We start from the raw sequence: 20,298 nt of genomic DNA, 5'->3' as shown, positions 1-20,298 counted from the left end.
CCGTTGATAACGGCAGCTGGGGACTCAACCTGACTAGAGCCTACCGGCTGCGGCCGACACATGTGAGCTAAGGCCGCCTCGCACGGTCGGACCCCGGACCGGGAATCGGCGCTCAACCAGGCGATTTCAATACAATTCTGCGTGCGCAAAATAAGTCTGGCGTGTCCGTTTTGAACTGCGGCTCAGCGGCGTGTCGCCGCTACGACGGCGGCGTCATGTGCCGGAGGGTGGTGTGCGGGCTCTGGCCGTACGTCTGCCGATAGAGCACCGCGAACCGGCCGGTGTGCGCGAAGCCCCACCGCTGGGCGATTTCGGTGACGGTGGTGTTGGACGGGGCCCCGGCGATCAGCTCCTGGTGCGCGCGACTGAGGCGAACGCTGCGAATGTATTCCGTTGGCGTGGTGCCCAATTGGCGCCGGAACAGGTACTGCACCGCCCTGGGTGTGAGATGCACCGCACCCGCGACGTCGTTGATGCCCACTTCCGAGGCGGCGTGCCGGTGGATGAACGATATGGCGTCCTTGAGCGTCTCGGGCAGCGCGGGCTCGTTGGCCAGGTCCTGCTCGGTGAGGTTGGACGGGTAGCACCCCAGCAGCGCGCCGGCCAGCAGCGGAGCCAGCCCCGCCACGATCAATGGCTGCTGGGCGGTCTCCGGGGCGGCCAACGTCAACGCCACGTAGTCCAGCGCCCGATGCCACGCCTGCACAGCCGAGCGCGAGCGTGGGCGCCAGTCCAGGAAGTGGATCTGCTGGGATAGCGGCGCCCGCCACTCCGCGGCGAACTTCTGCAGCACGTCCGCACCGATGCTGACCACGTCGAACCGCGCCCCGTTGCACTGCAACAGGCACGGCATGTCGTGCGCGACCAGGATGGGAAAGTCGACCGTGGCGGGCGGCCCGCCGGCAACGCTAATCGATCCCGCGCGGGGCTGGATGACGGCGACGGTGTCCGACCCCGGGATCTCGAGCGCGACGCGTCCTTGGATGCTCACGTCGTCGACGGTCAACGAACCCGCTTCACAGCGCCGATGGGAGACGGCCGAGCGACCCGTCAGGCCGGCGATGCGCCAGCCCGGCTGGTACGCCTTGGCAAAGAATTGCCGCGCGGCCTGGGCATCGATGGTGCGGAACTGGTCGTACCGGCGCGCCATGGCCGATCCCCGAGCGCGCCGCAGCGGATCCCCCGAGGGGGGCGGTTGGGCGGGGGCGCACTCGACTCGGCCCGCATCGGCCGGCGGGCCGGCCGCCTCAACGACCAGCCCGGAGCCGGTGTGTTCGGTTGCGCTCGTCACGGTGGTCATAGTTGGCGTACCCGAAGGGCCTCGCACGATGTCATCAATTTCAGCACCGCATGCCAGCCGACCGCAAGCGTTCCGGCGGCCAAGACGGGGCTCCCACCTGCTGATAAGTGTTGAGCGCGTCCAGGGCGATGCGGTCCCAGGCATAGCGGGACAGTGCGCGACTGCGACCCGCCGCGCCCATGCTCTGGCATTGAAAGTCCTGCGCGAGGAGGCTTCTCAAGGTAGCGGACAGTCCGCCAGGGGCTTGCGGCGACAACACCAGCCCGGTGACGCTGTCCACCACGGCGTCCTTGAGTACGCCGATGCCGAAGGCCACCACCACCACGCCGCTGGCCATCGCCCGTAGCGCCGCCGCCGCCCGCGGTGGCTGTCGGGGCGTGCACGCGACCACGTCGGCGGACCGCAGCAGCATCGGCAGCTCATCACCGGCAACGGTTCCGGCGAACCGGACGCGGTCCGCCACCCTCAGCCCGGCGGCCAGGCGTTGCAGCCGAACGCGTGCCCCGTCGTAATCCAGATTCGTGGCATCGGTTTCGGCAATCACCAACTCGGCGCCGGGAACCCTTGGCAAGGCGTTGATGACGATGTCAAACCCGTTGTGCGGCAGAGGGTTTGGCGCCAGGCAAAGAACACGATGCGGGTGGGTGCGGGACAGTGCCGGACCATCCGAAGTGTATCGCTCGACGTCGACGCCGCTGGTCAACACGGACACCCTGGCGCGGCTGCGGCGCAATCGGCTCAACGCGTCGACATCGTCGGAGCTCTCGCCGGTCACCCACATCGCGCTACGCGTCAGCAGCGGTTCGACGCGAAGCCGTTCGGCGTCGGCGTGGGGTGCTCCGCCGGGAGAATCGGTGGCGGCCAGGCCCAGGAAACTCTGGACGGTCGGCACGTCGTGGCGCCGGGCGGCCAGTTGGGCGGCCAAACCGCCGAGCCAGCCATAGGTGTGCACGACGTCGGGCGCGTCGGTTGCCCATTCGCGGGCGAGCGCCCCCGCCCAGTCCCCGATATATGGCAGCACGTCCGATGGCGACTTCGCCTCGCGGGGGCCAACCGGCACCGACAAGGCGCGGTGGGCGCCGCTGGTGTTCACCGGCGGGTGGCCCTTGCGCCGGACGAACGCGGTGACCGCATGGCCCCGGGACGCGAGCGCGGCGGCGAGTTGCTGCGGGTCGTCACCGACGATGTCGTCGCCGCTGACGATCGCGATCCTCACTGCCGACCCCCTTGCGTCGTCACTACTGTGGCGTACCCGGACCGTTATCCACGAAACTGCGGCGCCCCCGGTGGCTTCGCACACCGCGCGCTCGTTTCGCATTCCGGATAGCAGGCCCGCTCGCGGGCCGGGGATTTGCGAAACTGAATGCGTGGCGAGCGACGCACATCGCCCCCCAGTCGAGCTGGTAGTCCTGCTGGCGTCGGCGGGTGGATTGCACGCGCTGTCGACGGTTTTGAGTGATCTGCCTACCGATCTCCCCGCCGCCATCGTCGTGCAGCAACACCTCGGCGACCACGACAGCGTGTTGCCGGCGATCCTTTGCCGCCAGACCGAACGCGGGGTCGGGTGGGCGCACGACGGGCACGTCCTCGTCCCCGGGCAGACCGTGGTCTGTCCGCCGGGCATGGACATGGAACTGGCCCCCGACGGCCGCTGCCACCTCGCGAAGGTCCGTGGGATAAGGCGCTTCGACGTGCTGCTCCGATCGGTCGCCAGGTCGTACGGGCCGCGTAGCGTGGCGGCGGTGTTGTCGGGCTCCGGTCACGACGGGGCCGGCGGCACCGCGGCGATGAAGCGAGCGGGAGCCATCGTCGTCGCCGAGAGCCCCGAAACCGCCCGGTACTCGTCGATGCCGTTGGCCGCGGCGCGCGCCGGTGCCGACCTGGTGTTGCCCATCCAGGAGATTGGCCGGGTGCTGGTCGGCATCGTCGCGGGCGCGCCGCTGCCGCCCCACACCCGCGTTCGGTTGGACCCGGGGGTGGAAGAACCCGATCCGGACCCAATCCCGGTACAGGACGACATCGTCAACAACCCGACGGGCCGCGCCGAACTCGCCGGGCTGCGCGCGGCCGAACTCAGCCGCAGGCGTAAAGACCTGTCGGCGGGATCCGGCGCCACCGCCCAAACCGTGGCAACGGCGCGACTCCGGGCCGCGGAGTCGCGGCGCCGGGCGCAGTTGGCCCACCAAGCGGCCGAGGAAGCGGCCGCGCGGTGGGGACGGTGAGGCTGGCTAGTTCACCACCTCCATGAGCAGGAGCGCTCCGCCGACCGTCCCCTCGCCGGAACGAAACGACGTGCACGTGACGCGGACCCGCGTCGGCCGGCCGCGCCGGTTGATCGCGTCCACTTCGGTCTCACCGAAGCTGTCGGCATCCACGAACGCATTGCCGATCAGCGGCCGCACGCCTTCCAGCGGCAGCCCGATGTCCAAGCTCGTCAGCCTGGTGCCGGTCGCCTCGTCGGACCGCAGGCCCCAAAGCTCCTCGCAGCCGCGGTTCCACAGGATCACCGTCATTTCGCGGTCCACGACGACCATTCCCATGCGGACGGAATCGATGAGCGAATCCAGGAAGTTCTTCGCGTCGTCCAACTCGAGGCTGCGTTCCCGCAACATGTCGTTGATGGTGTGCAGTTCGTCGTTGGTGGACTGCAGCTCCTCGTTCATCGTTTCGAGTTCTTCGTTGGTGGACTGCAATTCCTCGTTGGTGGTCTCGAGTTCCTCCACGGTGGACTGAAGTTCCTCGTTGGTGGTCTCGAGTTCCTCGTTGGTGGACTGCAACTCCTCGTACGCCGCTTCCAACTGACGGTTGGTCTGGACCACCTTGTCCAGGAGGGCGCGCGTCGCGCTGACGTCGAAGAACACGATCGACACACCGAGCAGACCGTTTTCGGCATCGACGAGCGGGTTGATGTGGATTTCGAACCACACCGTATCGGCGCCCGGCCGTTGCCATTTGACGTCCTGGATGCGCGCCGACCGGCGCTCCACCTTGGCCTGCTCCAGGTAGGCGCGCAGCTCCACCGGGCGGTAGGACACCTCCAGGTCCCGCAGCAGCCGGCCGATGTCGCGGGCCGAGAGCCCGAACAGGGTCTCGGCCTGCTGGTTGATCATCGCGACCGTGTCCTCGCCGGTGATCACGATCTGTGCCACCGGGCTGGCACGAAAAGCCAAGTCGCGCACCGTGCTCAACCCCGTCAGGTCCACGTTGCGTTCGTAGAATGCGCCGGCGGGGTCGTAGCGCTCGACGCCGGTGTGGCTTCCGACCGCCTTGCGGAAGATTCGGTGCTTCAGGTTCAGCGGGGTGAACCGATCCCCGTGGCTGAGCAGCATCTCGGCGTGCCCGAGGAACAGCGTTCCCTGCGGGGCAAGGGCGAAATGCAGGCGCCCCACCACGTTTCGTTGCGTCTCGGCGTTGAGGTACATCAGCGTGTTGCGGCACACGAGCAGGTCGACGCGGGAGATCGGCGCATCCTTGACCAAGTCGTTGCGGCCGAAGATCACCGCGCGGCGCAGATCCTTCTGAAAGACGTAGCGGCCGTTGACTTGCTCGAAATAGCGCGTCAAGAGGTCGGCGGGCACCGATTCGACGGCCTTGGCGTCGTAGGAAGCCGCGCGCGCCTCGGACAGCGCGTCCTCGTCGATGTCGGTGGCGTAGATCTTGACCCGCTGCCGGAACGCCTCGGGACCCAGGTTCTCGGCCAGCAGCATGGCCAGCGTGTAGGCCTCCTCCCCGGAGGCACATCCCGCGCTCCACACCCGGATCGGATCGCCGGGACCCCGCTCGGCGAGCATCCGGGGGATGACTTCGGAGCCGACGTATTCCCACGCCTCCGGGTCGCGGAAGAAAGCGGTGACGTTGATCAGGATGGTGTTGAAGAGCGCGGCGAATTCGTCGGAACTGGCCTGCAAGAAGTCGAGGTATTCCTCGAAAGAGGTGAAACCCGCCTGGTCCATTCGATGACGGACGCGCCGCATCAGCGATGTGCGCTTGTAGCCGGTGAAGTCGAAGCCGCGGGAATCGCGCATGTAGCGCAACAGCGCCTCGAAGGCCTCGTCGGTCGTGCCGTCCATCCAGGTCCCATCAAGCGTGGTCGAAGGACTTGAACACTACTCGCGACGGTCAGAATTCATTCTCGCGACCGACCAATGCCCACACCGTCTTGCCCGTCGAGGTCGGGGTGCTGCCCCACACCCGGCACAGTGCGGAGACGATGGCCAGACCGGAGACGATCTCGGCGCCCCGATCGGCATCCTCGTGGCGGCTGGGCAGGCGGTCACTGCCGTCCTCGACCGCGACAGTCACGGCGTCCCGGTAACTTTCGATCAGCAGCACCGGTGCGCTCTCGGTGTGGTCGAGGACGTTCTCGACGAAGACGGTGGCGACCGTGGAGGCGACGGGGATGACCTCGCGGCAGTCCCATTCGGTCAGCCAATCGGTGACGACCGCGCGGGCCAGGCCGAGGCTGCCTCGCGTGTGCGGCAGCTCCGCGCGCGCCCGACGCCGCATTTCCAACGACCGGCTGAGCGCGGCTTCCAGTGCCGCCTCGCGGCTGGCGTAGACCGGCACATAGCGGGCCACGCCGCCCGCGACGATGGCCCGCCTCGCCTCGGGCTTCGCGCACACGAGCAGTATCGGGATGTCCGGCCAGATGCCGACGTGCCAGCGAGCGCTGGTGAAAACCGTCCACGCGGAGGACGCCGGCACGGCAAGCCGGTCCACGTCGACGATCACCGCGCGTGGCTCGTCGAGGGCCGCCTTGATCACGGTGTCGCGGAGGCTTCGATAGGTGAAGCTGTCGAGCACCCCGTCCACCGCCAGGATCGGCACGTCCCGTTGCGCTTCGGTGTCGACGCGGACCGCCGACGGTCGCTCAGCCACCGGGTTCACCGCCGTGCGGGGCGTTGTCCGCCAGCCGGTCGCTGAGCACTTGCAGCGCCCGTTCGGTTTCGTCGGCCAGCTCGGTGTAACGCCGCTCGAGTCGACCGGGGCCTACCCTGTCCGCCATCTGACGGGCCAACCGCGCCTTCTCTTGCAGGCTTCGGACGGCGACCCAGAGCGCGCCCTCGACTTCGGTATCCCGCGCGCCGAGGAGGGCCTCGGCGGTCCAGGCGTGACCGACCTGGCAGCGGAAGTTGCCCTCGCTGATGGCGACCAGCGAGCCGTTGCAATCCGGGCAGGTGTAGCCCGACGGCGTGCCCAGTTGCTGGGTGTCGAAATCGGTCGAGAATCGCGACGCCATGGCGATGCGGTTCTCCAGTTCCATTGCGGTGTCGCGCTCCATTCCCGGATCCTCTAGTTCGCGGTGCGACAGTTCTTTGAGAACGGCGCCGATCTCGGCCGCCGCGGCCTGCCGATCCAGCACGCCGGCCTCACGCGCGTTCATCGGCATCGCGGGGAACAGCGCGTCCTCGGGCGTCTGGCCGATCGTGGTGCCGCCCCGCGCGCGGATCGCGGCCAGCCCCAGCACCCCGTCGTCGAGCACGCCCGAGAGCAGGACGCCGATCGCCATGGGCCCGTAGGCCAGCGCGACCGAACGGAACAGCGCGTTGATCGCGGGCCGGTGCCCGTTCTCGGTCGGCCCCTGGGCCAGCACCACGTGGTGGTCGTCGACGAGCAGGTGGCGATCCGGACGGGCGACGTAGATGTGCGCGGGTTCGAGCTCGCCACCGTGTTCGGCCGCGACGGCGGGCAGCGGGCCGCTCCGGTTCAGGATGCGGGCCAGGATGCTAGGCGCGCCGGCCGGGACGTGCAGGGTCACCAGGTAGGCGTAGGGCACGTCCGGCGACAATCCCCCCGCCACCTTCGACAGCGCCTCCACCCCGCCCGCCGAGGCGCCGATCGCCACCACGCCGCGCAGATCATTGTTTTCGCTGCTTGCTGTGAACACTGCCCCTCGACTACCCGCCTCAATCGTAAGTAACCCGCTCCCGCAGGGATAGGCGTTGGCGCCATGCCATCTGATGGGTTTCCACCCCGGCCCGCGCGGGCACCCTGACCACTTGCGGACAAGGAGGATGAATCATGCCGAATTCGTCGATCAAGAATGAAAAGCTGTACAAGGACCTGCGCAAGCAGGGCGACTCCAAGGAGAAGGCGGCCCGGATCTCCAACGCGGCCGCGGCGCGGGGTAAGTCTTCGGTCGCGCGCAAGGGCGGCAAGTCCGGCTCGTATCAGGACTGGACCGTCCCCCAGCTGAGGAAGCGCGCGAAAGAGCTTGGCATGTCCGGGTATTCGAGCCTGACCAAGGACAAGCTGGTAGCCAAGCTACGCAATCACTGAGCCGTGAGGCCGAGCCGATCGGCCAACACCAGGAAGGCGACCGCGTAGTCGTTGTCCGCGGTGCACGCCCTGACCCGCTCCCAGTCCAGCCGCTCGCGCACGGCGCGCACCGCCGGCAACAGCTTGGCGAAGTCGCAGTAGTGCTCGTGCAGGGCGCGCAGTTGCTGGATGAGCACCATTGTGGGCGGCAACACCGGCATCCTGATCGCCAGCACGTCGTGCTGCTCGGCGCAGTCCAGCGTGTTCGATTCCACCCGAACGCCGTTGACGCGGTGCAGCACGTCGACGACCGTGTCGCCGGTGCGCGCCTTGAAGAGCCAGTCCTCCGGGGGCCGCTCCACGGCGAAGCCGGCGTCGCTCAGGGTGGCCACCGCGTCGTCGACGTCGGACTCGGCCACCACCAAATCCACGTCGTGGGTGGGTTCCGGCGCGCCGTAGGCCCACAGCGCGTAGCTGCCGGCCAACGCGAACCGGGGGCCGTTTTCCTTGAGCGCAGAGGCAGCGCCGCGTAGCGCTTCCCGCAGCGCCGCGCCGGGTGCGGGGGGCTCGATGGGTGCCATGGTCCCTAGGTCATACCCCGCTGGCGACGAGCTACAACCTGCGCGGATGTGTCGCCGAGGGTGCTAAGACTGTTTAACTTGCGGCCAATTGGGAAATTCTGTCGAGGTGTTAACCGCTTGGTTAAGCGCCGATGATGCCGCAGCCTTAGTGACCCCCGCCCGCGTCGGGCGGGGGCTATCGGTGGCCGGCCTTCGTGCGCCAGCCCCTGGCGAGGACGCCGCCCCGGCCGACCGCTTCGAGGTCGCCGGCCACCGCGTCCACCGCAATACCGAACTCTTCCTCCTCACGTCGGCACGAACCCAGGCTCGGGCGCCACACGGGTTCGCTTTCCGCCTCAGGCACCTGAGGAGATCGGCGGCGGGTGATTGCGCGTGACGGCGGGACTGGTCAGGCATTGGCTCGAGTCGGGACGGCTCGAGCTACCATTACCCGCCTCGGGGCGCACCGCCGAACGCTGGCAGCGCCTGGCCTCGCTCGCCGAAGAGAACATCGTGGCGGCCAGGGTTGCCGAAGCCCACGTCGATGCCGTCGCCATCCTCCACGAGTTGGGCGGTAAACCCCCGGAATCCGGTCAGCTGTGGGCGGTTTGGGCCACCGAGTCCCCGGACGCGGTGCTCACCGCCACCGACACCAACGGTGCGTTCACGCTCACGGGCACCAAGGTGTGGTGCTCGGGCGCCGGGTTCTGCACCCACGCCCTGGTGACCGCCCGGCTCGAAGACGGATCACGGGGCCTGTTCGCCGTGCAGGTCACGGACGCAAGCGTCAAGCCGTTGCCGAGCACCTGGTGGAACGCCGGCATGGCCGGCAGCGACACGAGGCCGGTGCAATTCACCAATACCCACGCCGTCGCCGTTGGCGATCCCGGCGACTACGTGGACCGGTCGGGGTTCTGGCATGGCGCTATCGGCGTGGCCGCCTGTTGGCTTGGCGGCGCGCGCCGGGTCGCGGATCCGCTATACCGTTGCGCCGGAAGCCAATCCGCCGACGCCTACTCGTTGGCGCACCTCGGCGCCGTCGACGCCGCGCCCGCCGCCGGCGACGCGATCCTGGCCGCCGCCGCGGCGCAGGTCGACTCGGACCCCTTCGACCGGAGCGGGACCGCCCAACTGCTGGCCCGGCGCGTCCGCACGGTGGTGGAGCACGCGGTCGACGAGGCCATCACCCGCACCGGCCGGGCGCTGGGCCCGGGCCCGCTGTGCCAGGACGGGCGGCACGCCCAGCGCGTCGCCGATCTGAGCATCTACATCCGGCAAAGCCACGCCGAGCGCGATCTCGCCGAGCTCGGGCGGCTGGCGGGCAGCAACCGCTGAGGCCGTCATGACCGCGCCCACCAGCAACAGCGCCCGGTTCGCGGCCAAGCCGCTGACCCACGGCGGCACCCCAGCACCGTTGTGGCTGGCGGCTTTTGAGCGCGGCCCCCTGCCGGAACTGGACCTGACGAGGTGTCGGCGCCTGATCGTCGTGGCGCCCCACCCGCACGACGAGACCCTCGGTGTGGGCGCGATGATCGCCCAACTGGTCGCGTCGGGCGTCGATGTGCGGGTGGTGTCGGTCAGCGACGGCGGCGCCGCCCAGCCCGGGGCGACCTTGTCCGGCCGCATTCGGCTTTCGACGACGCGCCGTTACGAACTTCGCAGGGCCACAAGCGTTTTAGGGGCGGCATCCCCGGTCCGGCTCGGGTTGCCCGACGGCGAGCTGGGTAAGCACCAGGACCGCCTCACCGCGGCGCTGGTGGACATTCTGCGAACCGCAGGCCCCAACGCCTGGTGCGCCGCCCCCTGGCGCCGCGACGGGCATCACGACTACGAAGCCGTGGGCCGCGCGGCGGCGGCGGCCTGCTCGCGCACCGGCGTCGCGCTGCTGGAATATCCGGTCTGGATGTGGCACTGGGCCACCCCGGCCGACCCCGCGGTGCCGTGGGAGCGTGCCCACCGAGTCCCGGCGCCCGGCTGGGCCGTGAATCGCAAACGCCAAGCCGCGCAATGCTATCGGAGTCAATTGCGGCCCGGGCGCGGCGAAACGCCGCCAATATTGCCGCCGTTCGTCCTGCAACGGCTGCTCGCGGTGGGCGAGGTGGTCTTCCGCTGACCACGCCCCGGCATGACTGCACGAGCCGGAAAGTGGGTAGGAGAACCCCTATGCGTGTGGCGACCTTCAACATCCTGCACGGCCGCACCGTCGGTGACGGGGTGGAGTTGCAGCGGCTGCGTGACTGCGTGCGGTGCCTCGACCCCGACGTGCTCAGCCTGCAAGAGGTCGACTGCGACCAGCCGCGGTCCGACCGCGCCGACCTCACCGCGGTCGCGGCCGAAGCCATGGGAGCCGTGGAACACCGGTTCGTGGCGGCCATCTCCGGCACACCCGGGGCGACGTGGATGGCCGCCACGGGTCGCGAGCAACCGGGGACCGCGGCCTACGGGATCGCGCTGCTGTCGCGATACCCGGTGGCCAGTTGGCAGGTGGTGCGGCTGCCCCGCATTCCCATGCGCTTCCCCATGTACCTGCCGGGCCCGAACCGGGTGATGGTCGTCGACGAGGAGCCGAGGGCGGCGGTCATCGCGCAGCTGCACACCCCGATGGGCGGGCTGACGGTGGCCAACACGCACCTGTCCTTCGTGCCCGGCTGGAATCGGCGCCAGTTGCGCCGCCTGGTGCACGACCTGCGCGGCTTTCCGGGCCCGCGGCTGCTGACCGGGGACCTCAACATGACCCCCAGGGCAGTGCGCCGCTGGTCGGGCATGCGGGCATTGGCCAGCGCCGCCACCTTTCCCGCGCACGCGCCGGACCGGCAGCTGGATCACATTCTGACCGACGACCGCCGCCTGCGCGGCAGTGCCGTCGACGCCGAACCGATGGGAATTTCCGACCATCGACCGCTGGTCGTCGACCTCCAACACGCATGATCGGCTAGCCCATCGCGGTCAGCCGGCGCCTGACCCGCTCGATCTCGTCCACCGAGGGCAGCGCGTCGGTAACCCGGGTGATTTCCACCCCGACGTCCACGCTGGATACCGAACGCGGCATCGGAAACTTTGTCGCGATGGTGGCGACCTCGTCGTCGGTCACCCGGCGCGGCAGCAGCGCCAGCACCGGCGTGTAGCCGTGGGCGGGGGCACCGTTCGGGTAGCCCGCGCGCAGGAACGCGACGATGTTCAAGACGCGATCGCTCAAACCCATTGGCCACCTCCGGTCCTAGCCGGGGATAACCGGGCGTGGCGGTTTGAAACCTGCCCGCGACGTCGAGACGGAAACGGGGCCCGGCCCCGAGCGGGACCGGACCCCTTCACCAACTAGCTACTGGTTTTCCTTCTGGCGCTGTTCGGCGGCCTCGGCGCCGGCCCGCGCGGACTCGGCTTCGGCCTCCTTCTTGCCCGCGTCACGCTGAGCGTCGGCCTTGTCCTGTTGGGCCTGACCCTCCTCGACCATGTCGTCGCGGCCGAGCACCGTTCCGCCGGCCTCCTTGACCTTGCCCTTCACGCCCTCGACGGCGCCCTTGACGGCTTCCTGCGGTCCGCTCTTGTCATCCCCCATGGGTCGACCTCCCTGTTGGTTACTGTCAATTCGTCCCTACGGCGTTCCCGTCGGCCGACCAGTCAAACGGGAACGTGCGGGCGATCACGAGACCGGACCGCGGCGGAATCGGAACGTTTGAAGCGGGATTCGGCGGGTAGTAATCAGCGACCAACGAAAGCGGGTGAGGCTGCTGACCACCATCGCCGTCATCGGAGCGACCGGCACCGCCGGCGCCCGCGTCGTCGCCAGGCTCAGGGCCCGCGACGTCGCGGTCGTGGAGGTGTCCCGCGCGCATGGCATCGACCTGCTGAGCGGGGAGGGCCTGTACCGGGCGTTCAAGGGGGTCGATGTGGCGATCGACGTGTCCAATCCAGTGGCGGACGACGGGCAGCCCACCGATCCGCAGGCGTTCACCACCGCCTCGCACAATCTCATGGGTGTGTGCGCCGCACGGGAGGTGCAGCGCCTGGTGGTGTCGACGATGGCGGGCATCGACGACCCGGTGTTCGACGGCGTCCCGTTCTTCGAAGCCAAGCGGGCGGCCAAGGAGATCCTGCTCGACGGCCCGGTCCCGACCACCGTGGTGAAGTCGACCACGTGGTACGAGTCGGCCACCGGCCCCGCGGGGCCGGTGACTTGTGACGGGGACGAGGTGCTCGTCGAAGACTGGCTGATTCAACCGATCGCCGCCGACACCGTGGCCGACGTGATCGTTGAGACGGCCCTGGGACAGACGCCCACGCCGCGCACCATCACCGGCCCGAACACGATTCGGCTGCCAGAGTTGACCACCAAAGTGCTTGCCCAGCAAGGCGATAGCCGCCCGGTGCGCGCAGTGCAGCCGGCGGCTGCCCCGCTCGCCGCCGGAGCGCTGCTGGCTCCGGATCGCGCAATCGTGCTGGGCCCCGACCTCGATACCTGGCTGCGCACCCAGGCGTCCGCGGTCACGGACGGTACGAAGGACGGCCGCGAGAACGCGGCCGCGTCCCTGCACCGGCCGGATTTCACCCCGGCCTGAGTGGGCGTGGTGAAGCCATGAAACGAAGAGTTTTCGTGGCAAGAGCCATTCCCACCCGCGCAGGGAAGCCGGGGGTTAGGCTCAGCTCAGGTTGAGTCCACAGCTGCCCCTATCGAGCGGCCCTGGGCAACTGGTCGCTCACCCACCACAAGCCCGACGGGCGATCAGATGACTGCTCAACCCTTCCGAGCCGAGGAACGGCTCGACTGCTATGAAATCGATTGCGCCGGGGCGCGACTGCACGTGCGGGTGCATGGAGTGGCCACCGTGTTGCGCGTCGAGGGAGAGATCGACGCGTCCAACGCCGACCTCGTCGCACAAGCGGCCCGCCGGTTCGTGCGGCTGCGGGTCCCGCTGATCCTGGATGTCAGCCTCGTGGACTACCTCGGCAGCGCCGGCCTTCGCGCGCTGCTGCTCGTCGACGACGAGTGTCGGCTCGCCCGTCTGCACTGCAGCGTCGTCGGCGGTGAGGCGCTGCACCGGCTGACCCGGCTTGTCACCGGGCTGCGCTTGCCGTTGGTCGATTCGGTGGCCGACGCGCTCGAGCTGATCCGGGGAACCATTCGCGGGTGAGGACCCGTTCAGAGCCGACTGCGGGTCACGATTTCATCACGAAGATGATCACGATTCCTTAAGAACCACACGGTTTTCCTTAAGGATTACCGCAAAAATTGATCGCCGACTTAGTGAACGACCGCGTTCCGTGCCGGATCGGCGGGTTGGCGGCCGTCCGGTCGTCGTCAGCGAACGCGACCACTTCTTTTCTTCCGCTACGTTGGTTTTCGAGGATCGGGAGCCTCTTTGGAAAGAACAGATTCACAATTTCGAAGGACAAACCCATCATGAAAATCAGCAGTATTGTCGCGCGCCGGCGTCTGGCCGGCATCAGTGCCGGCTGCCTGCTCGGGGGAATCGCCATGGGTGTCGTCGGCGCCCCGTCGGCGGCCGCAGCGCCCGACTGCAGCCCCGGCGGCGTGAACGCCACCGTTTCGTCCGTGCAGGGCTCGGCCGAGCAGTACCTGGCGGCCCACCCGGGCGCCAATCAGGTGGTCACTGCCGCCTACGGCCAGCCGCGTCCCGAGGCCGAGTCGAGCCTGCGGGGCTACTTCACGGCCCACCCGCAGGAGTACTACGACCTGCGCGGCATCCTGGCCCCGATCGGCGACACCGAACGGCAGTGCAACGTCAAGGCCCTGCCGCCGACGCTGGAGTCGGCCTACCAGGAATTCATGGCCGGCTGATCCGGCTGCGAGATGCGACCCGCCACGACGCTGTGGCGGGTCGTTTCTTTGCACGTGTGAAGGGCTGCCGCTGCGGGTAATTGTCCAGTCAGCGAACGTAACTGGAGGCATAAGATGCGGCTGCGTCGCAGCGTTCTCAGTAAACCGGGCATCGCGCGTAAGCGCCGTGGCAAGGGCTTCGCGTATTACGGGCCCGACGGCGATCTGCTGACCGACCCCCAAACCCTGCAGCGGATCAAGGATCTGGTCATTCCGCCGGCCTGGAAGAACGTATGGATTTCGCCGCACCCCAACGGCCACATCCAGGCCGTCGGCGTCGACGCGGCCGGCCGCCGCCAGTACCTCTACCACACCGCGTGGCAGCAGGAACGCGCCGAGGAAAAGTTCGACCGCGTCCTGGAACTGTCCACCCGGTTGCCCCATTGGCGCGCGGCCATCGCGAAAGACCTGAACCGCAGCGGCCTGACCCGCAAGCGGGTGCTGGCGCTCGCGCTGCGTCTGCTGGATCGTGGTTACTTCCGCGCCGGCGGCGAGCAGTACGCCGAAGAGCACGAATCCTACGGGCTGGCGACGCTGCTGTGCGAACACGTGGTGGTCCGCCGCGACTCGGTCGAATTCGATTTCCCCGCCAAGAGCGGCGTGCGGCGGACCGTGGAGATCGAGGACCCCGAAGTGGTCCGCGCGGTGCGCGCGCTGATGCGCCGGCCCGACCGTACCGAGCGACTCCTGGTGTGCCGCACCTCGGCCGGCTGGCTCGATGTGCGCTCCGATGACCTCAATGCCCGGTTCAAGGAGCTCGTCGGCAACGAATACACGGTGAAGGATTTGCGCACCTGGCACGGGACGGTGTTGGCCGCGACGGCATTCGCCGATGCGGACCCGGCCGTTTCCCGGCGGGTGGCCAAACGGGTGGAGTCCGCCGTGATGAAGGAGGTCGCCGAGGAGCTGGGCAACACCCCGGCGGTGGCCCGCGGCTCCTACGTGGATCCGCGCGTCGTGACCGGCTACGAGCAGGGGCTGACGATCGCGTCGGCGGCGCGGCGCGCCGAACGCGCTCGGCACCCCGACGCGGCCCAGGAGATCCTGGACAAGGCCACCCGCATGCTGATCCGGCGGGTGGCCAGGGGCCACAGCGCGGGGGAATCATCCGCGCTGCCCAAGAGCGCGTGAGCAGACGACCGTCCGAAAGTTGCTCCGGCAAACCGCTTCTCAAACGATGCAGGAGGCACGCCCGCAGGGGTTGTAACCGCGGCCCCGGCAACGCCGTGGCCGCGGCGCGAAAGACCCACGAATAACGGCGGCGATTGGGGGTATGCCCCGAAAGTGGGAAGTGCCTTGGCCGCCCATTCACGCCTGACTGCGGTCGAAAATCACGGCCGCGGGTCTTCGCAGCAAACCGCGTCCAGCGCGGCCGCTGTGCCGGCCGGCGAACGTAGCGACACTTCACCGAACCGTCTGTCTAGGAGGAACATCAATGGCTAAGCAAGAGGTCTCCGACTATCTGCTGGAGCGTTTGCGGGCATGGGGCGTCGAGCAGGTTTTCGGCTACCCCGGGGACGGCATCAACGGGTTGCTGGCCGCGTGGGGCCGCGCGGACAACAAGCCGAAGTTCATCCAGTCCCGCCACGAGGAGATGAGCGCCTTCCAGGCGGTCGGCTACGCGAAATTCACCGGCCGGGTCGGGGTCTGCGCGGCAACGTCCGGGCCCGGGGCGATCCATCTGCTCAACGGCCTCTACGACGCGAAGCTCGACCATGTTCCGGTGGTGGCGATCGTCGGCCAGACCAACCGCACCGCGATGGGCGGCAATTACCAGCAGGAGGTCGACCTGCTGAACCTGTTCAAGGACGTCGCCAGCGACTACGTCCAAATGATCACGGTCCCCGAGCAATTGCCCAACGTCCTGGACCGCGCGATCCGCATCGCGATGACCCAGCGGGCCCCGACGGCGTTGATCATTCCCAGTGACGTGCAAGAGCTGCCGTACTCCCCGCCCGAGCACGCGTTCAAGATGGTGCCCTCCAGCCTGGGCATCGAATACCCGCAGATCGCCCCGGACGACGCGGCGATCAGGCGCGCGGCCGACATCCTCAACGCCGGCAAGAAGGTCGCCATGCTGGTGGGCACCGGCGCCCGCGGGGCCCGCGAAGAACTCGCCGAGGTGGCCGACCTGCTGGTCGACGGCGCGGCCAAGGCGCTGCTGGGCAAGGACGTCTTGTCGGACGAATTGCCTTGGGTCACAGGCTCTATCGGCCTGCTGGGTACGCGCCCCAGTTATGAGCTGATGCGCGATTGCGACACCCTGCTAACGGTCGGATCCAGTTTCCCGTACACGCAGTTCCTGCCCGATTTCGGTCAGGCCCGCGCGGTGCAGATCGACGTGGACGGCCGGCTCATCGGGATGCGCTACCCGTACGAGGTCAACCTGGTCGCCGACGCGAAAGCCGGCCTGCGAGCGCTGATTCCGCACCTGCGCCGCAAAGAGGACCGGTCGTGGCGGGAGGGCATCGAGAAGAATGTGGCACGGTGGTGGGAGACCATGGACAAGGAGGCGATGGTCAGTGCCGACCCCATCAACCCGATGCGCCTGTACTCCGAGCTTTCCCCGCAGCTCCCCGAAAACGCCATCATCACAGCGGATTCCGGTTCGGCAGCCAACTGGTACGCCCGCAATCTGCGCTTCCGCGGCGACATGCGCGGCTCGCTATCCGGCACCCTTGCGACGATGGGCCCCGGCGTGCCGTACGCGATCGGCGCCAAATTCGGCCACCCGGACCGGCCCGTCATCGCGTTCGTCGGTGACGGCGCCATGCAGATGAACGGCATGGCCGAGCTGATCACCATCAAGCGGTACTGGCAGGAGTGGAAGGACCCCCGCCTGATCATCGCGATCCTGCACAACAACGACCTCAACCAGGTCACCTGGGAGATGCGCGCCATGGCGGGCGCACCGAAATTCCATGAATCGCAGGCGCTTCCCGACGTCGACTTCGCGGCGTTCGCGGCCAGCCTCGGCCTGAACGCGATGGCCATCAAGGACCCGGAGGAGCTGCAGGGCGCGTGGCGGCAGGCTTTATCGGCCGACCGCCCCACGGTGCTCGACGTCTTCACCGACCCGGACATGCCGCCCATCCCGCCGCACGCCACCTGGGAACAGTTCAAGTCGGCCACGGCCGCGGTGCTGTCCGGTGACGAGGACCGCGTCGGCTTCGTCAAGGTGGGCCTCAAGACCAAGGCGCAGGAGTTCATGCCGCACAAGAAGAGTTGAGGCGAGGCCGAGTCACCTGTTGGCGTCGACTGACGAACGCGCGCTGCGCAAGTCCTCGACGAAGAGCCGGTAGGCCTCGTCGTGCCCGTCGCTGCGATCGCGCAGCACCGCCGACGGGTGGACCGTCGCGACGACGATGGGGTCGGGCTGCACGTCGACGGCCGACGGCGGCATCCGCACCTGTCGGCCCCGCTGGGCCGATATCCGAAAGTCCGCTCCCAGAAGGGATTGCGCGGCGGTGGCGCCCAGGCACAGGATGACCCGCGGGCGCACCGCCTCGATCTCGGCGATGAGCCAGGGCCGGCAGGCGACCACCTCGGTGCGGCCGGGCTTCTGGTGGATGCGCCGTTTGCCACCCTTGCGGGTGAACTTGAAGTGCTTGACCGCGTTGGTCTCGTACGTCGACGCCGGGGCGATGCCGGCGTCCTCGAGCGCGCGGGCCAGCAGTCGGCCGGCCGGCCCGACGAACGGCTCCCCCGCGCGGTCCTCTTGATCCCCCGGCTGCTCGCCCACCAGCATGAGCGGCGCTCCCGAGTCCCCGCGGCTGAAAACCGTCTGCGTGGCATCGGCGAAAAGCGGGCAGCCACGGCAACATTCGGCCGCCGCCCGCAGCGCATCCAGCGACCGCCGCTCGGGCAGGTAGCGCTCGGCACCGGGTGCCTTGGTTGCGGTCATCTGATTCCCTTGCCGGGGCTGGGGCGCCCCCGCTCCCCCTCGGGTGGGGGCGCCCCAGTGAGCCATTAGCCCTTCCCGACGATGGCGTCGCGGGCGCGGTCCAGCATCGCCGCGAACGGTCCGGCGGCCAGGTTGGCCGCCTGCGATTCGACACCGGCATGCGGGCGGGTCGGCGCGATCGCCTCGGCGAGCTTGGCCGCGCGGCCCATCCGTTCGAGCTCCTCGCCGCTCAATTCCTGGCCCAGCTTGGCGAACTCGTCGCGCTCCTCGTGCTCGGCATGCTCGACGACCGCGTCGCGAAGCTGCGTCAACAGGCTGGTGAACTCCGCGCTGTCGACGTCGATTTTCTCCAGCTTCTGCAGAACGGTCTTGGCCTCGTGCTCTTCGTGGAGGCGCTCGTCGACCACCTCGGCCGCGTCGGCCAGCTTCCGCTTGGCCCGCGGGTGCACGATTTCCTCTTCCGCCGTTTCGTGGACGGCCAGCAATCGCCGGAGTTCGACGAACGCCTTCTCGCGTTCCTTCCCCGACGCCGCCAGCGTGGTGGCGAACAACGACTTGATCTGTTCGTGCTGACTGACAAGAAAGTCGACCACATCGGTGGGCGACTTGATGGCGGTCTGAGCCATGATGTCCTTCCCATCTACCTTGGCGCGCGGGCTGTTGCGCGCTCCATGTCGGCTACCCGACGAAATCGGGCACCAAACGGGTACGCCCATGCGCCAGTGGGTAGTTCTCCACCAACTGCGAACAAGGAGAACGCTCGTGGCCATCGGTCTCCGCCGCCGGGTGGTGGTCCTCGGCGCCCTCGTCCTGGCCGCCGGCTGCGCGGCGCCGGGCGCGTCATTGGCGAGTGCGCCCGACGTCGAGGTGTGGTCGGTCGCCGCGCCGTTGCGCGAACCGGTCTGGTCGTATCGCACCCACGCCCTTGTCGCGCTCACCGACGATCACCGGCTGGCCGAGGTGAGCGCCGGGGACCGCCCGGGCGACGCCAAGACGCGGTTATCGGCACCCATGGCGGTCGGACGCAATCTCCAGATCAGCCGGAAAGACGCCGCCATCGTGTTCGTGCCTCAGCCCGAGCGCGGCAGGGTCGCCGAGGTCGACCTCGAAAGCCTGCGCCCGGTGGGCGATTTCGACGCCGGACCCGCCCCGGCGTATCTGTCCGAGGACGCGGGCCTGCGGATGCTGCTGGCGCTGTCGTCGGACGGAACGTCGGTGACACCGGTGGACCAGTACGGCCTGCGCAAGCTGCCCACCGCCACGGTCGCCGGTGATCCCGCCGACAGCATCGACGGAGCCAACCGCGGCCGCCAGATCGACTACCACGTGTTCGCGCCGTCCGGAATCCGCCACTACCAGGGGTCGCAGTCCCCGGCCGAGGAGCGCGGTTCGCTGGGCATGAACGTCGCGGTGTCGGCGGGTGACGGCGCCGCGGTGACGCGCAGCTACGTGGCCGGCCACGACGACGCCACGCTCTACGCGGTGGACTCGCGGCGCGGTGGCGAGGGTTTGACGGTGCTGGCCAGTGCCCGGCTGCCGTCGGCGATCCGTGAACTGGGCACCGACGACACCCGGATCTACGCCGCCACCGACCGCGAAGTCGTGGTGCTGGAAACGGCGAGCTTCACCGGTTTCGCAACCCACACGATTCCCGTCCTGCGCGTCATCGGCTACCGGGCGGGACTGCCGCCGGCGGCCCAAGCGGCACCCTTGTCCGGCATGGCGATCGGGCCGCATCGGGTGTACCTCACTTTGGCCGGCGCGCCCTATGTCGTCAGCGTCGCCAAGCCCGGCCTGTAACGCCCCAACGTCGGCTACATTTCGGGCAGGGTCGGCCGGTAAGGAGGTGCTGGCGTGACCAACCCGCAGGACCCGTATTGGCAGAACCCGTACACCTACGACCCGCTCGGCCGGATGCCGCCCACCCCGGACTACGAGCCGCCGGTCTTCACACCCCCGCCCGCCCCGCCGCACCGACCGCCCGTCAACGTGCTGGCGACGCTGTCGCTGGTGTTCGCGTTCGTGTTCGCGCCCGTCGGGGCGATCCTCGGACACGCCGGGCTGGCGCAGATCCGCCGCACCGGCGAGCTCGGCCGGGACCGCGCCCGGGCGGGACTGGCGCTGTCCTACACCTTCATCGCCGTCGCCGTGGTCGGGCTGGTCGCATGGGCAATCTTCGGCGCAGCACCGCCCACCCAGACGGCGGCGCCGACCTCCACCCCCACGAGCGCGGCGATGCCCGCGGCGGCCCCGGGCCCCGTCGCGCCGGACGTCCTGGCGACGCTGCTGCCGGGCGCCGACGCCCTGAAGAACATCACCAGCGACCAGAACCTGCAGGCCGGCCAGACGTGGGACAACATGGGCCGCCCGGGCGCGGGCGGGGCGATCGACCGGCCGGAATGCTGGGGCAGCGTCGCCCCCGGCACACCGGACGCCTATT

At 68.9% G+C, this 20,298-nt stretch carries 22 protein-coding genes; 12 read left to right on the top strand and 10 right to left on the bottom strand.

Annotated elements, in window-relative coordinates; genetic code table 11:
* Window positions 1-199: 199 nt before the first annotated feature.
* Window positions 200-1,300: a helix-turn-helix transcriptional regulator gene (locus A5680_RS09060; protein WP_067818462.1), complete on the bottom strand. Its 1,101-nt coding sequence runs from the start codon at window positions 1,298-1,300 to the stop codon at window positions 200-202.
* A gap of 40 nt (window positions 1,301-1,340) precedes the next feature.
* On the bottom strand, window positions 1,341-2,516 hold the full coding sequence (locus tag A5680_RS09055; RefSeq protein ID WP_067818459.1) for a glycosyltransferase: 1,176 nt from the start codon (window positions 2,514-2,516) through the stop codon (window positions 1,341-1,343).
* A gap of 151 nt (window positions 2,517-2,667) precedes the next feature.
* Here A5680_RS09055 and A5680_RS09050 point away from each other — a divergent pair, with 151 nt between their 5' ends.
* Complete coding sequence (locus A5680_RS09050; RefSeq protein ID WP_231977597.1) at window positions 2,668-3,522, top strand: chemotaxis protein CheB; 855 nt, start codon at window positions 2,668-2,670, stop codon at window positions 3,520-3,522.
* A 6-nt stretch (window positions 3,523-3,528) separates the two neighbouring features.
* On the opposite strand, the gene A5680_RS09045 is transcribed toward A5680_RS09050, so the two are convergent.
* From A5680_RS09045 to A5680_RS09035, 3 genes are read right to left on the bottom strand one after another with little or no spacing between them, the layout of a single operon-like run.
* Window positions 3,529-5,370, bottom strand: a complete 1,842-nt coding sequence (locus A5680_RS09045) for a CheR family methyltransferase (RefSeq protein WP_067818456.1) — start codon at window positions 5,368-5,370, stop codon at window positions 3,529-3,531.
* A 49-nt stretch (window positions 5,371-5,419) separates the two neighbouring features.
* Window positions 5,420-6,178 carry an STAS domain-containing protein gene (locus A5680_RS09040; RefSeq protein ID WP_067818556.1) on the bottom strand — a complete coding sequence of 253 codons (759 nt, stop codon included), beginning with the start codon at window positions 6,176-6,178 and terminating at the stop codon, window positions 5,420-5,422.
* On the bottom strand, window positions 6,171-7,187 hold the full coding sequence (locus A5680_RS09035; protein WP_067818453.1) for a chemotaxis protein CheB: 1,017 nt from the start codon (window positions 7,185-7,187) through the stop codon (window positions 6,171-6,173). The genes A5680_RS09040 and A5680_RS09035 overlap by 8 nt, the downstream gene beginning before the upstream one ends.
* Before the next feature lie 134 nt (window positions 7,188-7,321).
* Here A5680_RS09035 and A5680_RS09030 point away from each other — a divergent pair, with 134 nt between their 5' ends.
* Window positions 7,322-7,579 (top strand): hypothetical protein, encoded by a 258-nt coding sequence (locus A5680_RS09030; RefSeq protein ID WP_055403855.1) that lies wholly within the window; start codon window positions 7,322-7,324, stop codon window positions 7,577-7,579.
* Here the strand turns inward: A5680_RS09030 and A5680_RS09025 are convergent.
* On the bottom strand, window positions 7,573-8,139 hold the full coding sequence (locus A5680_RS09025) for a nucleotidyltransferase (protein ID WP_055403854.1): 567 nt from the start codon (window positions 8,137-8,139) through the stop codon (window positions 7,573-7,575). The genes A5680_RS09030 and A5680_RS09025 overlap by 7 nt on opposite strands.
* Before the next feature lie 372 nt (window positions 8,140-8,511).
* On the opposite strand from A5680_RS09025, the gene A5680_RS09020 reads away from it, so the two are divergent.
* The 3 genes from A5680_RS09020 to A5680_RS09010 are packed head-to-tail and all read left to right on the top strand — an operon-like array spanning window position 8,512 to window position 11,046.
* On the top strand, window positions 8,512-9,453 hold the full coding sequence (locus tag A5680_RS09020) for an acyl-CoA dehydrogenase (protein WP_067818451.1): 942 nt from the start codon (window positions 8,512-8,514) through the stop codon (window positions 9,451-9,453).
* Between the two features lie 7 nt (window positions 9,454-9,460).
* Window positions 9,461-10,231: a PIG-L deacetylase family protein gene (locus A5680_RS09015; RefSeq protein WP_055403852.1), complete on the top strand. Its 771-nt coding sequence runs from the start codon at window positions 9,461-9,463 to the stop codon at window positions 10,229-10,231.
* Window positions 10,232-10,281: 50 nt separating this feature from the next.
* On the top strand, window positions 10,282-11,046 hold the full coding sequence (locus tag A5680_RS09010; protein WP_067818448.1) for an endonuclease/exonuclease/phosphatase family protein: 765 nt from the start codon (window positions 10,282-10,284) through the stop codon (window positions 11,044-11,046).
* 4 nt (window positions 11,047-11,050) lie between these two features.
* Here the strand turns inward: A5680_RS09010 and A5680_RS09005 are convergent, their stop codons facing one another.
* Both A5680_RS09005 and A5680_RS09000 read right to left on the bottom strand, forming a co-directional pair.
* Window positions 11,051-11,320: a DUF3349 domain-containing protein gene (locus A5680_RS09005; RefSeq protein WP_067818445.1), complete on the bottom strand. Its 270-nt coding sequence runs from the start codon at window positions 11,318-11,320 to the stop codon at window positions 11,051-11,053.
* A gap of 117 nt (window positions 11,321-11,437) precedes the next feature.
* Entirely contained in the window at window positions 11,438-11,674 is a 237-nt protein-coding gene (locus A5680_RS09000) for a general stress protein CsbD (RefSeq protein ID WP_067818442.1), read from the bottom strand.
* A gap of 163 nt (window positions 11,675-11,837) precedes the next feature.
* Here A5680_RS09000 and A5680_RS08995 point away from each other — a divergent pair, with 163 nt between their 5' ends.
* The 5 genes from A5680_RS08995 to A5680_RS08975 all read left to right on the top strand — a co-directional run bounded on the left by A5680_RS08995 (window position 11,838) and on the right by A5680_RS08975 (window position 17,183).
* A complete protein-coding gene (locus A5680_RS08995; protein ID WP_156675043.1) occupies window positions 11,838-12,674 on the top strand; it encodes an SDR family oxidoreductase in 837 nt (278 codons plus the stop codon).
* Between the two features lie 168 nt (window positions 12,675-12,842).
* Entirely contained in the window at window positions 12,843-13,247 is a 405-nt protein-coding gene (locus tag A5680_RS08990; protein WP_055403847.1) for an STAS domain-containing protein, read from the top strand.
* Window positions 13,248-13,516: 269 nt separating this feature from the next.
* Window positions 13,517-13,915 (top strand): heme-binding protein, encoded by a 399-nt coding sequence (locus A5680_RS08985; protein WP_055403846.1) that lies wholly within the window; start codon window positions 13,517-13,519, stop codon window positions 13,913-13,915.
* Between the two features lie 114 nt (window positions 13,916-14,029).
* The gene (locus A5680_RS08980) at window positions 14,030-15,085 is read left to right on the top strand and encodes a DNA topoisomerase IB (protein WP_055405477.1); all 1,056 of its coding nucleotides are present in this window, start codon (window positions 14,030-14,032) and stop codon (window positions 15,083-15,085) included.
* 304 nt (window positions 15,086-15,389) lie between these two features.
* Window positions 15,390-17,183 carry a thiamine pyrophosphate-requiring protein gene (locus A5680_RS08975; protein WP_067818435.1) on the top strand — a complete coding sequence of 598 codons (1,794 nt, stop codon included), beginning with the start codon at window positions 15,390-15,392 and terminating at the stop codon, window positions 17,181-17,183.
* A gap of 12 nt (window positions 17,184-17,195) precedes the next feature.
* Here the strand turns inward: A5680_RS08975 and A5680_RS08970 are convergent, their stop codons facing one another.
* Complete coding sequence (locus A5680_RS08970; RefSeq protein WP_067818433.1) at window positions 17,196-17,858, bottom strand: UdgX family uracil-DNA binding protein; 663 nt, start codon at window positions 17,856-17,858, stop codon at window positions 17,196-17,198.
* Between the two features lie 65 nt (window positions 17,859-17,923).
* A complete protein-coding gene (locus A5680_RS08965; RefSeq protein ID WP_055405480.1) occupies window positions 17,924-18,484 on the bottom strand; it encodes a hemerythrin domain-containing protein in 561 nt (186 codons plus the stop codon).
* A gap of 88 nt (window positions 18,485-18,572) precedes the next feature.
* On the opposite strand from A5680_RS08965, the gene A5680_RS08960 reads away from it, so the two are divergent.
* Both A5680_RS08960 and A5680_RS08955 read left to right on the top strand, forming a co-directional pair.
* A complete protein-coding gene (locus A5680_RS08960; RefSeq protein ID WP_067818430.1) occupies window positions 18,573-19,658 on the top strand; it encodes a hypothetical protein in 1,086 nt (361 codons plus the stop codon).
* Window positions 19,659-19,712: 54 nt separating this feature from the next.
* The coding region (locus tag A5680_RS08955) for a DUF4190 domain-containing protein (RefSeq protein WP_156675042.1) at window positions 19,713-20,298 on the top strand (586 nt) is incomplete at its 3' end.

Source organism: Mycobacterium sp. E2989, from assembly GCF_001667595.1.
GTDB lineage: Bacteria > Actinomycetota > Actinomycetes > Mycobacteriales > Mycobacteriaceae > Mycobacterium.
This window is presented reverse-complemented; position numbering and strand designations above follow the sequence as displayed.

Bases quoted from the DNA above. Each gene is read 5' to 3' on its own strand.
- A5680_RS09060 (WP_067818462.1), bottom strand. From the start codon at position 1,300: ATGACCACCGTGACGAGCGCAACCGAACACACCGGCTCCGGGCTGGTC.
- A5680_RS09045 (WP_067818456.1), bottom strand. From the start codon at position 5,370: ATGGACGGCACGACCGACGAGGCCTTCGAGGCGCTGTTGCGCTACATG.
- A5680_RS09030 (WP_055403855.1), top strand. From the start codon at position 7,322: ATGCCGAATTCGTCGATCAAGAATGAAAAGCTGTACAAGGACCTGCGC.
- A5680_RS09025 (WP_055403854.1), bottom strand. From the start codon at position 8,139: ATGGCACCCATCGAGCCCCCCGCACCCGGCGCGGCGCTGCGGGAAGCG.
- A5680_RS09015 (WP_055403852.1), top strand. From the start codon at position 9,461: ATGACCGCGCCCACCAGCAACAGCGCCCGGTTCGCGGCCAAGCCGCTG.
- A5680_RS09010 (WP_067818448.1), top strand. From the start codon at position 10,282: ATGCGTGTGGCGACCTTCAACATCCTGCACGGCCGCACCGTCGGTGAC.
- A5680_RS09005 (WP_067818445.1), bottom strand. From the start codon at position 11,320: ATGGGTTTGAGCGATCGCGTCTTGAACATCGTCGCGTTCCTGCGCGCG.
- A5680_RS09000 (WP_067818442.1), bottom strand. From the start codon at position 11,674: ATGGGGGATGACAAGAGCGGACCGCAGGAAGCCGTCAAGGGCGCCGTC.
- A5680_RS08990 (WP_055403847.1), top strand. From the start codon at position 12,843: ATGACTGCTCAACCCTTCCGAGCCGAGGAACGGCTCGACTGCTATGAA.
- A5680_RS08985 (WP_055403846.1), top strand. From the start codon at position 13,517: ATGAAAATCAGCAGTATTGTCGCGCGCCGGCGTCTGGCCGGCATCAGT.
- A5680_RS08980 (WP_055405477.1), top strand. From the start codon at position 14,030: ATGCGGCTGCGTCGCAGCGTTCTCAGTAAACCGGGCATCGCGCGTAAG.
- A5680_RS08975 (WP_067818435.1), top strand. From the start codon at position 15,390: ATGGCTAAGCAAGAGGTCTCCGACTATCTGCTGGAGCGTTTGCGGGCA.
- A5680_RS08970 (WP_067818433.1), bottom strand. From the start codon at position 17,858: ATGACCGCAACCAAGGCACCCGGTGCCGAGCGCTACCTGCCCGAGCGG.
- A5680_RS08965 (WP_055405480.1), bottom strand. From the start codon at position 18,484: ATGGCTCAGACCGCCATCAAGTCGCCCACCGATGTGGTCGACTTTCTT.
- A5680_RS08960 (WP_067818430.1), top strand. From the start codon at position 18,573: ATGCGCCAGTGGGTAGTTCTCCACCAACTGCGAACAAGGAGAACGCTC.